This is a genomic window from Massilia sp. METH4 (assembly GCF_037094685.1).
Taxonomy (GTDB): domain Bacteria; phylum Pseudomonadota; class Gammaproteobacteria; order Burkholderiales; family Burkholderiaceae_D; genus Rugamonas.
On sequence record NZ_CP146614.1, the window covers coordinates 5,609,072 to 5,622,678 of the forward strand.

Consider the following 13,607-nt stretch of genomic DNA (forward strand, 5'->3'; position numbering starts at 1 on the left):
CGCCGGCCAGGCACACACAGTATGCCTGGACTCATGCAAAAGCGACAACGAGGTTGCCGGCGGCCGCCGGGCTTACTCGGCGGCCGCGGCTTCCGGCTTGAAGTGCACGGGGCTGATGCGGAATTTCTGCCGGCGGTCGCCCATCAGGTAGCGCAGGTCGCGGATCGACAGTTCGCTCACTTCATGCATGCGTATCAGCAGCGAGGCGCCCACGGGCAGCTTGAGGTGCCGGATCTTGCTGATCACGGGCGGCGCCACTTCGAGGGAACGGGCCAGCGCGGCGTCGTTCTTGAGCCCCATGATGTCGATCAGCGCATCGAGCAGGCGGTTCGGGTTATAGGTCAGCGCCTCCTCGTCGGACATGACATGGGCGAGCACTTGCGGGGAATCGGGTTTCATCTGGAACTCCATTACGGACGGGGGCACGCGGGGCGGCCACCTTCGTCGCATTCGGGACAAAGCTACGGTCTATGTTTGCTCGGGGGCTGGGAACACCTGTCATATTGCAGGCTTTTTTGCCCGCTAGCAATTCTTTTGAGGAATATTTACAAGCGCTGTGGCTTTGTTGCAAAGGCCTTGTCCCAACGCCGCCTCAACCCGGCTTGCCGTCGAGCCGCGCTGCGCACAGGCGTGGCCGGTAAGCCAGCACGAACAGGCCGAATGCCACCGCCCAGCCCGCGCCAGCCACCACCAGCGCGGCGCCATGCCTGGTGCGGGGCGCGCGTGCGGCCGGCGGCGTACCGACGGTGCGCCAGCTCGCGGCACTTCCGGGAGTGGCGCGATGACGACGCTGCGCCTGCGAAAACCGTCCTTCGAGCCGTTGCCGAGCGGCCGCATCGCCGTCTTCACGAGCCCTGACGGGCACCGGCTCCATCGCTTGTGCGACGACGCCCCGTCGCCGCTGCGGCAGGCGGCGCCGGCGGTGCGCCGGGACCCGCTCGTGGCGGCGCTGTTCGGCCCGGCCCACCGGCGCGCGTGAGGTGGCTCATCCCGGCTCATCCCGGCTCATCCGTTCAGCACTACGTGAACTGGCGCACGGTACGGCCGCGCCCGGCGCATTACGATGAAGCCATCAGATAACGCCCCGCAACGAGCCTCCAAGGAGAGACACGATGTACAAAGTCCGCCGCGCCTATTCCCGCACCGATATCGAAACCGAGCTGATCATCAACCGCGCCTTGCTGCTGCAGCAGTCGACCGGCTTGAAGGATGCGCACATGTTCCTCACCCGCAAACGCATCAAGCCTTCCGTGATCAAGCGCGTGCTGGCGTGCCCGGGCGAGCGGCGGGATTTTTCGTAAGTTCGAGTCAGACGATGCCGTCTCCTGTGGCTGGCGGCACACGAATATCGGTGTCGTACACCATTTTCACTGCGTGAAAAGGATGTACGACACCGATTCTTCTGAGCCGCAGCTACTTTCTTACTCTCCCAGGCACACCCCCAGCGACCGCGCTGTCCGCAGCAGCGGATGATCCACCGGCACCCGCCACGTACTCACCTCCTCCAGCGGTATCGCGCCCGGCACGTCCCCGTTCAAGGTCATCATCACCCCGGCCCGGCCTTCGGCCAGCGCCTGCACGGCCGCGTCGCCCAGCCGCAGCGCGGCCACGCGGTCCGCGGCGACCGGGCTGCCGCCGCGCAGCAGGTGGCCCAGCACCACGGCCCGGCTTTCCTTGCCTGTCAGGAGTTCCAGCTGGCGCGCCACGTGGGCACCCACGCCGCCCAGGCGCTCGCTGCGTCCCGGCACGGCGGGATCGGCTACGAAGAGCTGGCCGCGCACCGGGCGCGCGCCTTCGGCGACGACCACGATATCGTCCGGCCGGTTGCGCGCGTCGCGCTCCGCCAGCAGGCGGGTCACCGCCGCCAGGTCGAACGGGATCTCGGGCAGCAGGATCGCGTGGGCGCCGCCGGCCAGCCCGGCATGCAGGGCGATCCAGCCGGCATAGCGGCCCATCACTTCGACCACCATCACGCGCCGGTGGCTCTGCGCGCTGCAATGGAGCCGGTCGATCGCCTCGGTCGCGAAGGCCACGGCCGAGGCGAAGCCGAGCGTCACGCCGGCGCCGGCCACGTCGCCGTCGATCGTCTTGGGCACGCCTACAACGGGCAAGCCCTTGCGGTGCAGGCCCGCGGCGATGCGCAGCGTTCCGTCGCCGCCGATCATCACCAGCGCCTCGATGCCGTGCCGCGCGCAGGCGGCCAGCACGTCGTCCGAGCGGTCGATTTCCCCGCGGCCGCCCGGCGGCGGCCAGCGGAACGGGTCGGCGCGGTTGGTGGTGCCCAGGATCGTGCCACCGAGGTGGCCGATGCCCTGCACGGCGTCCGGAGGCAGCGGCACGACGCCGCCACCGCCGTTGTCCAGCAAGCCGTTGAAGGAGGCACGCACGCCGAGGCATTCCCAGCCCCGGCCGTGCGCCGCCAGCGCCACCGCGCGCAGCGCGGCGTTCAGGCCGGGAGCGTCGCCGCCGCCCGTCATCACGGCGATGCGTTGCATGGCGTTGCTCCCGTCGTCACGCCGGCGCCGGCTGCGGCGTCGCGCTGGGCCCGTCCGTGGCCGGCCTGCCATGCTCCCAGCGCAGCCGGTCGATGCACATGCGGCGGCCGGCCCGGTCCGGGCCCCAGGCGTGGTACACGATCCATGTCTCGTTGCCGCTCGGCGAGGCCACGAAGGAGTTGTGCCCCGGGCCGATCAGCTGGCCCGCGAGGGTGCTCATGAGGAGTGCCCGACCGCCCTCTTCCGGCCGGCGGTAGGGGCCGAGCGGGTGGTCGGCCACCACCCAGCTCACGCCGTAGTTCTCGCGCTCCCAGGCGCCGCCGCTGTAGAAGCAGTAATACAGGCCATCATGCTTCAGCACGGCCGCGCCCTCGACCGTGTGCCAGTCGTAGACATTGCCATACATCGTGCGCCCGTTCAGGAACAGGTGCCAGTCCTCGTGCGGCCGGTGCACCATGCGCGGCTTGCCTTCCAGCGTCTTCATGTCCAGCAGGCGGTCGACCACGATGCCGGTGCCGACGCGATGATCGTCCTCCAGCTCGAGAAAGTCCACGCAGTAGAACAGGTACCACTGGCCGTCGTCGTCCTTGAACGGGTGGGCGTCGATCGAGAACGGCTGCTCGGGCACGAGAACCACGCCAGCGTCGATGAACGGCCCGGCCGGGTCGGCGCTGGTGGCCACACGCAGCTGGTGGTCGCGCCCCTCGATGCCCTGCGCCGAGTAATACATGTAGAACGTGCCGTTATCGTAGGCCACCTCGGGCGCCCAGAAATCGTGCCCGCCCGGCGGCACCAGCGCGTAGCCGAGCGATTCCCAGTTCACCAGGTCGGGCGAACGCAGCACCGGGAACGCGCGCCCGTCCGCCCCGCCCGGCGCCGTGCCGTAGGCGTAGTAGAAGCCGCCATGGCGCAGCACGAACGGGTCGGCGAAGGTGGCCGGGTAGACCGGGTTCACGTACTCGGACATGCATTTCCTTTCGTCGGTCACAGCTTAAAGCGCAGGCCCAGGCCATAGGTGGTAGGCGTGTAGCGGATATCGCGCGGGCGCGCAGGGTCGCCTACGTAGCTCTCGTATTTTTCCCGCGTGAGGTTGATCGCGTCGAACTGCACCGAGATGTTCTTCGTCAGCTCGTAGGACAGCGACAAGTCGACATAGGTGGCAGCCTTGACGATCCTATCCTGCAGGAAGCGCGGCTCGGCGACCTGTTCCACGTAGTCGCCGCGCCGCGTCGCCGCCAGCCGGCCCGTCAAGCCATGGGCTTCGTACAGCAGCGTGAAATTGTGGCTCTTGCGTGCCACGTCGACCATGCGGGTCTTGGTGAGCACAGGCGAATTGACGTCGAGCCGGGTTTCGTTCTCGTCGCGAATCCACGTGAAGTTGTATTGCGCACCAAAGCCTTTCCAGATCCCGGGCAGGAAATCGAAGAATTTCTGCGTGCCGAACTCGAACCCCTTCAGGGTCCCCTGGCCGGAGTTCTGCGGCCGCTCCACGCGGTAGCGTTGCCCGTTGATGATTTCGTCCTGCGTGTAGTTCTGCAGGTAGCCGGTGAAATCGCGGTGGAACAGGGCCAGCTGCGCATAGCCGTTGCCCGTGAAATAGTACTCGAGCGTCGCATCCAGGTTGGTCGACTTCGTCGGCGCCAGGTTGGCGTTGCCGGCACTGCCCGTGCCGGGGGCATTGACCGTTGGCGGAATGAGCGACAGCGCCGGGTTCAGGCGCAGGAATTCCGGCCGCGACAGGGTCTTGCCGGCCGAGAAGTGCGACTGCAGGTTGTTGCGCCAGCCGACGAGGGCCGAGATATTGGGCAGGTAGTTGTTCTCGGAGGTCGACAAGTCGATCGGCGTAATCACATCGCCGACCCGGCTAGTGCCCTCCAGCTTGCGCTTCACGTGGATCACGCGCACCCCGGCATCGCCGCTGACATCGACGCCGCCGACCGTGGTCTGCCAGCGCGCGCTGACGTACGCGCCCGTCGAGCGTTCACGCTGCTCGAACACGCGGTTCGGGTCGTCCGGCACGCGGCCGGCCGGCACGCCGTAGGCGGCGCGCACCCGATCGGCCTCGTCGATCAGGAAGTCGCGCGACGGCACGTAGTACTGGCCGCCCAGCCGGTCCACACCGGGGACGAGGCTTTCGAAGCCGGACCCGAACACAGCCACCGGGTTGGGACGGTTCGTGCGGTCCACGTCACTCACCAGTTCAGCCGAGTTGTATTTGGTCGAGCGCGACGACAGGCGCAAGCCGGCCTTGATCGCGCGCACGAAGCCGGAGCCCAGCTTGTACGAGGCATCGGTGCGCCACTGGGTCTGCTTGCCCAGCGACTCTTCCCAGTTCTGCACCAGACCGCGCAGCACGAAGGCGTTGGGATCGCGCAGCGGCGCGGCGCTGGTCGGTGTCGTCACGGCATTGTAGCCGCCGTGGCCATCGGCGCCGTACGTGTAGACGTCCACGGTCGCATTCGGTATCTGCTGGTCGACGATCACCCTGTCCTGGATGAATTTCGAGTGCGTGAACGCCAGGCCGGACGTGACATCCCACGGTCCGTCGCGGAAGCGCAGGTTGAGGTTCAGGTAATGCGTGTTGGTGCGCTCCTTTACACCCCACGCGCTGGTGGCGACGTACGGGTCCCAGTCGTAGGGATTGGGACTGAACTGGGCGGGTGGAGCGACGGCAGACAGGATCGGGCAGATCTGGCCGTCCCGCGTTTCGCAGCCGCGCTCGCCCAGCACCACGTTGGAGAGCCGGGGCGCCCAGCCGACGATCGCCAGGATGTAGTCGACCTCGCTGCGCGCACGGTAGCCGGTGCCCAGGTATTGGGTGGTGAATTCCAGCTTGGGGTTGATTTTCCACTGAAATGCGCCGTGGCCGGAGAAACGTTCGCGATCGCCGCCGTTGTAGATGCCGCCGACCTGGGGCAGGTTGCCGAGCCGGTCGCCGGGATTGAGCGGCGCCAGCGGCTGGTCATCGTTCAGGCGGACCGCCGTGCCGTCGGGGCTGACGGAGAAGATACGGTCGGGCCGATCCACCCATTGCACCGGGTAACCCCACCGCTCCTTGTTGTAGGCGACGTCGAACAGCACGCCCATTTCGCCGGCACCCGAATTCCAGCGGTTGCTGTACAGGGCGCCGCCGCCCGGACTGTTGCGGGTTTCCGCGGCCGTACTGCCGTTGATCTGCTGCCGGCGGTTCTCGAGGTAGGCGGTCATCGTCCGCCCCTTGGTATCGAATGGCGCGCGCAGGCGGATGTTGACCGCGCCGGCCATGCCGCCTTCCGGCTGGTCCGCCGTGGCGGACTTGTACACGTCCAACCCGGCGATCGATTGCACCGGTAAATCCTGGTATTGCAGGCGGCGCCCGCGTCCGGTGAAGATGTCGTTGCCGTCCAGCGAGGTGAGCACGTCCGGCAGGCCGCGGATCGTCACGGTCGACGTCTCACCCCGGTCACGCCCCACCTGCACGCCGGCGATGCGCTGCAGGGCGTCGCCGGCGGCGCGGTCGGGAAACTTGCCGATATCCTCGGCATTGATCGAATCGACCACCTGGGCGGCATCGCGCTTGATCTGTTCGGCCGAACGGATGCTGCGGCGGATACCCGTCACTTCCACCGTGGCGATCGGGCCGCCCTGCACGCTGGCGCCGCTGCCCGTGCCCTGGGTGGGCGCGCTCTGGCCGGAAGTATCGGCCGGTGCGGCATCCGTGGACTGCGCGGCGGGCGCCGGGTCGGCGGACGGCGGCGTGGCCTGAACCGGCATATCCGCCTGGGTTGCCGGTTGCGTGGTGGAGGTGGATGTGGCGCCCTGCTGCGCATTGGTTGCGCCGGCGGCCAGCATGCACATGGCGGCTGCAATCGCCCGGCGCATGGCGGTATTGTTGGTTGAACGCATGGCTGTCTCCGATGTCGTGAAAATTCGTGCCAGGCTCGTGGCTCCGCCTGGGTGAGCTTCCCGATCATAGACACAGACTAAATTCGATGCCAACGCGCTAGGCCCGTTCGGTTGCGCCGGCGCGACGCTTCGTGCCAGTCAGCCTTTCAGGCCGGTCGCGGCGAGCAGCCCCTGCGTGACGCGGCGCTGGAACACGAGGTAGGCCAGCGCCACCGGGAAGGCGCCGATCAGCGCGGCCGCCATCAGCTGCGCGTAGCGCACGCCGAACGCGTCGTAGGTTTGCGTGAGCCCGAGCGGAATCGTCATCATGTCGTTCGACGTGACGATGATGAAGGGCCACAGGAAGTTGTTCCACGCCGCGATGAAAGTGACGATCGCCATCGCCCACACGATGTTGCCGGACATTGGCAGGTACACGCTCCACAGCACCCGCAAGGGCGAGGCACCATCGAGCAGGGCCGCGTCGCGGAAGTCGTTCGGCACCGCGTCGAAGAACTGGCGGAACACGTAGATCACCACGGGGGAGACCACCTGCGGCAGCACGATCCCGGCATAGGTATTGATCAGGCCCAGTCCGTTGATCGTGCGGAACAGCGGCACCAGCAGCGCCTCGAAGGGCAGGAGCAGCGCCAGCATCGCGACGCCGAACAGCAGGTCGCGGCCCCGGAAGCGCAGCTGCGAGAACGCGAACGCGGCCATCAGGCTGATCGCCATCGTCACCACGGTCACCAGCAGCGCCACCAGCGCGCTGTTGAACAGCCAGCGCGGCACGTTGCCGGCGGCCAGCGTCTTCGTGTACGCCGCCACCGTCCACTCCCGCGGCAGCAGATGCAGCGTGGGCAGGATGGTTTCATACTCGGGCCGCAGCGAGGTCGACAGTGCCCACAGCAGCGGCGCCACCCACAGCATGGCCAGCGACAGGGCGGTGGCCACGGCGATCACGGTCCAGTGCCAGGGCGTGTGCTTCATTTCCGTTTCCTCAGCAGCACGGCTTGCAGGAGCCCGAGCGCGACGACGACGGCCATGAAGGCCATCGCCACCGCGGCCGCGTAGCCAGCGTCGCTCTGCGTGAACGCCGTCTCGTACATATAGTGCAGCGTGACGCGCGTGGTGTTGAACGGCCCGCCGGTCGTCATGATGTAGGTCTGGCCGAACACCTTGAGCGAGGCGATCAGTTGCAAGACCAGGGCGGTGATGGTCACCGGCAGCAGGGCCGGCCACGTAATGTGGCGGAACACGGCGAAGCCGCGCGCGCCGTCCAGCGCGGCCGCCTCGTACTGCTCGCGCGGGATGTTGCGCAGGCCGGCCAGGAACATCAGCATGTTGAAGCCGACGGTCCACCAGATCGTGGCGATCGCCACGACCGGCATCGCCCAGTCCAGGTCCGAGAACCAGGCGCGCTGGATGCCCAGCAGGCGATTGACGATGCCGGACGAGGGTTGCAGCATCCAGTCGGCGATCAGCGTCATCACGGAGATCGGCAGCACGTAGGGCAGGAAGAAGGCCCCCTGCAGCCAGGAACCCGCGCGTTTCCCACCACCCGTGAAATGGTCGACCAGCAGCGCCATCACGAGGCCCAGCGCCGTCAGCGGGATCACCGTCAGCAGCGAGAAATGGAAGGTGTTGCCCAGCGATGACCAGAACGACGGATCGTGGATCAGCGTGTCGTAGTTGGCCAGGCCGACGAACGCGCTGGTGCGCGTGAGGCTGCTCTCGGTCAGCGACAGGTACAGCGTCTGCACCGCCGGGAGCAGGAAGAACAGCGCGTACGCCGCCATGAACGGCGCCAGCAGCAGGGCGGCGGACAGCGCTTCGGTGCGGCGCTTGCGTTTCATCGCATCTCCTCAGTAACGCGGCGGGCGCTTCTTCAGCAGCCGCTGCGCCTCCGATTCGAAGCGGCGCAGCGCGTCGGCCGGGGTCAGCTGGCCGGCCAGCGGCGCGGGCAGGAATTTCGAGGCGATCGCTTCCAGCGGCCCGGCCGCGCCCATGTACCAGCCGGGTGGGTCGTACACGACATTGGCCGCGGCCGCCGCGTATTCCGCGTTCGGCATCAGCGCGCGCACGGCAGCCGACTCGGCCACGGGGCGGTAGGCGGGAATGTGGCCGCCCTCGGCCCAGCCGAACGAGTGCTGGCTGACATAGGCGACGAACTTCAGCACGGCGCGCAGCTTCTCGGGCCGCATCGGCCGGCCCTCGCTGGCGGGAATGGCGAAGCCGTGCGAATCGGCCCATGTGCTGGCGTTGCCGTACAGTTGCGGCAGCGGCGCGATGCCGTACTTGAAGCGGATCGTGCCCGCCCGGGTGCCGCGCACCAGTTCCGGCACTTCCCACACGCCGTTGATCATGAAGCCCGCGTTGCCGGCCATGAACTGGCTCGTGGAGGCGGGATAATCCTGTCCCGCTCTCGCGTAGCCGGCGCGGAACCAGCTCGCGATGGCCGCCAGCGTCCGCTCGCCGGCGGCACCGTAAGCGAAGCGCCCGCCCTCCACCACCGGGTGGCCCTGCTGGGCCAGCAGCGACAGCCACAGGCGCCAGATCGCATACGTGCTTTGCGCCGCCTCCATCGTCATGCCATCCTTGCCCGTGCGTTCCTTCACGGCGCGGAACGCGTTCGTCAGCGCGTCCATGCCGACGATGGGTTTCAGCCGGCCGCCGGCATCGAGCAGCCCGGCCTGGCCGGCCAGGTCCTTGTTGTAATAGAGGACCAGCGGATGCATGTCGAGCGGCACCGCATAGGCGCGCCCCTCGTACTGCGACCGGGCCCACTGGCGCGGCAGGAAGTCGGCGCCCCGCAGCCCGGCCGCCTCCAACTCGGCGGCGGTGACGGGCCGCAGCACGCCGCCGCCGGCCAGGTTCGGCAGGCGGGAGAGGTGAATCGTCGCCAGGTCGGGCCCGGCCCCGGCCACGCTCGCCGTGATCAGCTTCGTGTAGAACGGCTCGCCCCAGCGCAGCGTGGTGCTTTCCACCCGCACCTCGTTCTGCGCGGCGTTGAACCCGTCGATCAGCGCGCGCATGCGGGCGCCGTCGCCGCCGGACAGCAGCGTCCACATCTGCACCACCTGCACGTCGGCTTGCGCCATGCCCGCCGTGCAGCACAGCAGCAGGCCTAAGCATGCGACGCTCCGCCGCGCGGCGCCGGGCCTTGCGGCTCGCCTCATTTCGTCTCCGTCATCGTTCTTGTCGTGACCCTGTCTTATACCCGTGTCAAGCCGCCTCGCTGGGCAGACGGTAGCCCGGTTCCGGCGCCGCCATGCCCGGCTGGTCTTCCGGTCCCGCTCCCGCATGCGTGGTTTCCGGCGTGGCCGGCAGGTCGGCCGCCTGGCCGCCCATCGGCGCCGGCTCCGGTGCCCGCTTGCCGCGCCACAGTTCGCTGTGGCCCAGCGGGTCGGTGTACCAGTCGTGCAGCCGGGCATCCGGCCCGCGCGTCGCTTCGGCCAGCGCCGCGATGGGCGCCTTCGGCACGCGGTGCTCCGTCAGCAGGCCGTTCTTTTCATGGAACGTGTCCGTCAGCTGGGTATAGCAGAACCCGGACAGCGGCCGGCAGCGGTGGATCGCTTCCATCAGCCGGCGGTAGCGTTCCAGCAGCTCGTCGCCGTCGCGCGCCACCGAGTAACCCCAGCCTTTCGGGTCCTGGTCGTCCATGCACGCGATGCCGCCGAACTCCGAGAGGAACAGCGGCTTGCCGATGCCGTCGAAACCGTCGATGACGAGGCGGCGGCGTGCCGGGCGCACGTGCTCGAACGTGTACTTCAAGCCTTCGCGGGTACCGTAGCGGGACAGCAGTTCTTCCGGGTCGTAGTGATAATCGTGGATGTTGACGAAGTCGCCGCACGGCATTTCCCAGCCATCGTTGCCGACCACCGGGCGGGTGCCGTCCAGCGCGCGCGTCATGTGGTACATGGCGCGCACGAAATCGACCTGGCGCCGGTCGTGCATCAATTCCGGCACGCCCCAAGATTCGTTCGTCGGCACCCAGGCGACGATGCAGGGGTGCGAGATGTCGCGCTCGACGAGTTCCTTCCACTCCTCCATCACGCCGTGCACGGTCTCGCTGGAAAAGCCGTAGGCGGACGGCATCTCGGCCCACACGCACAGTCCCATCACGTCGCACCAGTACAGCCAGCGCGGGTCTTCCGACTTCTGGTGCTTGCGCACGCCGTTGAAGCCGAGCCGCTTGATCAGCACCACGTCCTGCCGCAGCTGTTCTGCCGACGCCACCATCAGGCTCTCGGGCCAGTAGCCCTGGTCGAGCACCATGCGCAGGTAGTACGGCCGGCTGTTGAGCAGGAAGCGGTCGCCGTCGACCGAGACCGTGCGCAGCGCCGTGTAGCTGATCACATGGTCGACCACCAGGCCGTCGGCCGCGTGCAGCGAGATTTCCGCGTCGATCAGCTGCGGGCTTTCGGGGCTCCACATCCAGTGGGCGCGGGCATCGTCGATGCCGGGGTCGGGCAGCTGGAACAGCCGGGACAGGCGTCCTTCCGTCAGCATGCAGCGGTCCGAGACGAGCACCCGGTCGCCCAGCCGCAGCACCACGTTGACGGTGCTGCCCGGCTCGTGGTGGGCGATGTCGGCATCGAGGCGGATCTGCCACGTGAACACGTCGGCCGTCCAGCGCAGGTGCGCCACATGCGAGCGGGTCACCTTTTCCAGCCAGACGGTGCGCCAGATGCCGGTGGTGCGCGGGTACCAGATCGAGTGCGGTTCCAGCTCCCAGTCCATCTTGCCGCGCACCTTGTGCATGTCGTGCGGGTCGTCGTCGGCCTGCACGACGATTTCCATGCAGCGGCCGTCGAGGAAGCGCGTCACGTCCACCGAGAACGGTCCGTGGCCGCCCTTGTGCTGGACCGCGAAACGGCCGTTGATCCACACCCGGGCGCGGTGGTTGACGGCGCCGAAGTGCAGCTTCAGGCGCTCGTCCGGGGAAGGCAGCAGGTTGTCGTCCAGCCCCACCACGCGCCGATACCAGACGCGGCGGCGGAAGCCCCGATCGTTCACGCCGCTGGCCACCGCCTCGGGCGGGTACGGCACGATGATCGTGCGGTCGAACGGCACGCTGGCCGGTTCATGGTGCACTGCTTCGTCATCCAGCATCGCCTGCCATGGTCCATCCAGGTTCAACCATTGCGGGCGCCGCAGCTGCGGCCTGGGGTGATCCACGATGTCATTCTCCTTGGGCAGCTCTCTCATCACGTTTGTCCTTATGATAAGTGGTTTATGCGCGGCGGCGCGTTACGGTTGAGCGGGCGCGGTGCGCACGGCCTTTCCCTGTACTGCCGCGTTGGATACGCGCAACGTGCTGACCGACAGCGGGCCGAAGGTCACGGCACGGGCGCCCTCGCCCATCGCCACCAGCCCGATCCGCACAGCCGGGCCGAGCCGGTGCGTCCACGTGCCGCCGCCGACCCAGTCGCGGCCATCCTGGCTGGACCAGGCGGTCCAGCGCTCGCCGTTCGCGTCGCGCCTGACGTCGAGGCGCAGCCAAGTCCATTGCCCGCCCGCGGCAGGGGTGCCGGCCACCGTGTTGCCGTAGCGGGGGTGGTGCGCCGGCACGGGTTTCTGTTCCTTGCCGAATTCAACCTGGTGCAGGCCGTCCGCGGCGCGCACCGCCAGCTTCACGTAGTTGTCCTCGTCGCGCATGGCCACGATGCCGGCCTGGGCCTGCGGGGTGCAGCAAGGGTCCGGCGCGTCGAGCCGCACGCGGGTTTCGATACGCAGGTCACCGGCCGGCAGCGGCCGGGCCAGCACGGGCGCGCCGTTACGGTCGATGTACAGGTCGCCGGGCTGCGTGGCGCCCTGGAGCCCTTCGGGGCTTGGGCGCCAGGTGCCGGGCTGGCGGGTCCAGCGCCAGGGCGCGGCCGGCGGCTTGCCGAAATCCTCGCGCCACAGCAGGCGTACGTCGGCGCCCGTGCCGGCGAATTGCGGGGGCGGGCGCGATCCATTGGCCGTGACGGCCGGTGCCGGCAGCTCGCGGTCGGATGGGCCCTCGCCTTGCGCGACGACCGGCCAGCCGCCGATCCAGTCCACGCGGTCGAGCAGCGCGGGCCGGCGCGTGAGGCCGGGGGCGAACACCGGGTCGTTCAGGTCGACCGCGTGGTAGATCGTCCACCACTGCCCCGCGGCATCCTGGAGCACCGAGTTGTGGCCGGCACCGACCCAGCGGTTGCCGTTCTGCGCCAGCACGGGGGTGCCGCCCGCCCGCGCCGCTGCCATGTCGTTGCCCTGGCGATCCAGGAATGGCCCCAGCGGAGTCGTGGCGCGGCCCACATGCAATGCATACCCCGTCAGCGGACCGGCGCAGCAATCGGTGGCCGAGGCGAACAGGTAATACCAGCCGTCGTGGCGCACCACTTCCGCCCCCTCATACTGGCCGGACGCGCCGACTTTGCGCGGTTCGCCTTCCACGGCCAAGCCGTCCGCCGACAGGCGCTGCACGAAGACGCCGCCGCCATAGCTGCCGTAGTACAGCCACCTTGCCCCCGTGTCGTCGACCACGACGTCGGGGTCGAACGTCCATTGAAAGTCGCAGCCTGGTCCCGCGCGGCGCGGCGGCACCACCGGCTTGCCGCTGGCCTGCCACGGCCCGGTGGGCGAGACGCTGCTGGCCACGCCGATTGAACTATCGTTGCCGCAGCCGGGTTCCGGGCTGTGCGCGTCGTCGGTGTCGGTGATCGTGTAGTAGAGCCAGTAGCGGCCCGCGTGGTATTGCGGCTCGGGCGCCCACAGCCAGGACTTCGACGCGGCGGGCGGCGGGCGGTCGGCGAAGGAATCGTTCACCCAGTCCCAGTGCACCAGGTCCGTCGAGCGGTAGACGGGCAGGAAGCGGAAGCGGTAGCCGTCTCCTTCCCTTTCGCTGCGGCTGACCGGGTCGGTCGTGCAGTACATATACCACGTCGGCCGCGCCGCCCGTGGATCGCGCAGCACGGCCGGGTCGGCGCAGTTCTGCGCGAGCTCGCCGCTGGCCAGCTTCACGGGCAGCGGGTTGTGGTAGGTGGACGTCGCCTGGGCTTGCGCTTGCCCAGCGGCGGCGCCGTGGAGGGCTGCCGCCAGGAGAAACAGGCATGACCGCACTGGCTGCTCCTTTTTCGCCAAAAGGCGGAAGGTAGCATGAGCCGCCCTGGGGTGGTGCACGGGTGGTGGAGTCTGGCACGGCCCCGCGCCCGCCAGTCGTGGTGGCAATGTGTGAAGTTGTGGTGGACGTGGAGGTGGGCGATTGTGCACTGCAGT

The 13,607-nt window shown here is 68.5% G+C and carries 11 protein-coding genes; 1 reads left to right on the forward strand and 10 read right to left on the reverse strand.

What is annotated here, in order from left to right; genetic code table 11:
* Positions 1-72: 72 nt before the first annotated feature.
* Both V6Z91_RS24635 and V6Z91_RS24640 read right to left on the reverse strand, forming a co-directional pair.
* Positions 73-399 carry a hypothetical protein gene (locus V6Z91_RS24635; RefSeq protein ID WP_338762456.1) on the reverse strand — a complete coding sequence of 109 codons (327 nt, stop codon included), beginning with the start codon at positions 397-399 and terminating at the stop codon, positions 73-75.
* Positions 400-592: 193 nt separating this feature from the next.
* Positions 593-865 carry a hypothetical protein gene (locus V6Z91_RS24640; protein WP_338762458.1) on the reverse strand — a complete coding sequence of 91 codons (273 nt, stop codon included), beginning with the start codon at positions 863-865 and terminating at the stop codon, positions 593-595.
* Positions 866-1,112: 247 nt separating this feature from the next.
* Here V6Z91_RS24640 and V6Z91_RS24645 point away from each other — a divergent pair, with 247 nt between their 5' ends.
* A complete protein-coding gene (locus V6Z91_RS24645; protein WP_338762460.1) occupies positions 1,113-1,301 on the forward strand; it encodes a hypothetical protein in 189 nt (62 codons plus the stop codon).
* Positions 1,302-1,421: 120 nt separating this feature from the next.
* Here the strand turns inward: V6Z91_RS24645 and V6Z91_RS24650 are convergent, their stop codons facing one another.
* From V6Z91_RS24650 to V6Z91_RS24685, 8 genes are all read right to left on the reverse strand, one after another.
* Positions 1,422-2,495, reverse strand: coding sequence for an ATP-dependent 6-phosphofructokinase (locus V6Z91_RS24650; protein WP_338762462.1), 1,074 nt, complete (start codon positions 2,493-2,495; stop codon positions 1,422-1,424).
* Between the two features lie 16 nt (positions 2,496-2,511).
* Positions 2,512-3,462 carry a glycoside hydrolase family 43 protein gene (locus V6Z91_RS24655; RefSeq protein ID WP_338762464.1) on the reverse strand — a complete coding sequence of 317 codons (951 nt, stop codon included), beginning with the start codon at positions 3,460-3,462 and terminating at the stop codon, positions 2,512-2,514.
* 17 nt (positions 3,463-3,479) lie between these two features.
* The gene (locus tag V6Z91_RS24660; RefSeq protein ID WP_338762466.1) at positions 3,480-6,380 is read right to left on the reverse strand and encodes a TonB-dependent receptor; all 2,901 of its coding nucleotides are present in this window, start codon (positions 6,378-6,380) and stop codon (positions 3,480-3,482) included.
* A 138-nt stretch (positions 6,381-6,518) separates the two neighbouring features.
* Positions 6,519-7,349: a carbohydrate ABC transporter permease gene (locus tag V6Z91_RS24665; protein ID WP_338762469.1), complete on the reverse strand. Its 831-nt coding sequence runs from the start codon at positions 7,347-7,349 to the stop codon at positions 6,519-6,521.
* Complete coding sequence (locus tag V6Z91_RS24670; RefSeq protein WP_338762472.1) at positions 7,346-8,215, reverse strand: sugar ABC transporter permease; 870 nt, start codon at positions 8,213-8,215, stop codon at positions 7,346-7,348. Before V6Z91_RS24670 ends, V6Z91_RS24665 begins: the two co-directional genes overlap by 4 nt.
* A 9-nt stretch (positions 8,216-8,224) precedes the next feature.
* Complete coding sequence (locus V6Z91_RS24675) at positions 8,225-9,460, reverse strand: extracellular solute-binding protein (RefSeq protein WP_338762475.1); 1,236 nt, start codon at positions 9,458-9,460, stop codon at positions 8,225-8,227.
* Between the two features lie 124 nt (positions 9,461-9,584).
* Positions 9,585-11,570: a glycoside hydrolase family 2 TIM barrel-domain containing protein gene (locus V6Z91_RS24680; RefSeq protein ID WP_338762476.1), complete on the reverse strand. Its 1,986-nt coding sequence runs from the start codon at positions 11,568-11,570 to the stop codon at positions 9,585-9,587.
* Positions 11,571-11,612: 42 nt separating this feature from the next.
* A complete protein-coding gene (locus V6Z91_RS24685; RefSeq protein ID WP_338762478.1) occupies positions 11,613-13,451 on the reverse strand; it encodes a family 43 glycosylhydrolase in 1,839 nt (612 codons plus the stop codon).
* Positions 13,452-13,607 lie beyond the last annotated feature (156 nt).

Bases quoted from the DNA above. Each gene is read 5' to 3' on its own strand.
- V6Z91_RS24645 (WP_338762460.1), top strand. From the start codon at position 1,113: ATGTACAAAGTCCGCCGCGCCTATTCCCGCACCGATATCGAAACCGAG.
- V6Z91_RS24680 (WP_338762476.1), bottom strand. From the start codon at position 11,570: ATGAGAGAGCTGCCCAAGGAGAATGACATCGTGGATCACCCCAGGCCG.
- V6Z91_RS24675 (WP_338762475.1), bottom strand. From the start codon at position 9,460: ATGGCGCAAGCCGACGTGCAGGTGGTGCAGATGTGGACGCTGCTGTCC.
- V6Z91_RS24655 (WP_338762464.1), bottom strand. From the start codon at position 3,462: ATGTCCGAGTACGTGAACCCGGTCTACCCGGCCACCTTCGCCGACCCG.
- V6Z91_RS24660 (WP_338762466.1), bottom strand. From the start codon at position 6,380: ATGCGTTCAACCAACAATACCGCCATGCGCCGGGCGATTGCAGCCGCC.
- V6Z91_RS24650 (WP_338762462.1), bottom strand. From the start codon at position 2,495: ATGCAACGCATCGCCGTGATGACGGGCGGCGGCGACGCTCCCGGCCTG.
- V6Z91_RS24670 (WP_338762472.1), bottom strand. From the start codon at position 8,215: ATGAAACGCAAGCGCCGCACCGAAGCGCTGTCCGCCGCCCTGCTGCTG.
- V6Z91_RS24635 (WP_338762456.1), bottom strand. From the start codon at position 399: ATGAAACCCGATTCCCCGCAAGTGCTCGCCCATGTCATGTCCGACGAG.
- V6Z91_RS24665 (WP_338762469.1), bottom strand. From the start codon at position 7,349: ATGAAGCACACGCCCTGGCACTGGACCGTGATCGCCGTGGCCACCGCC.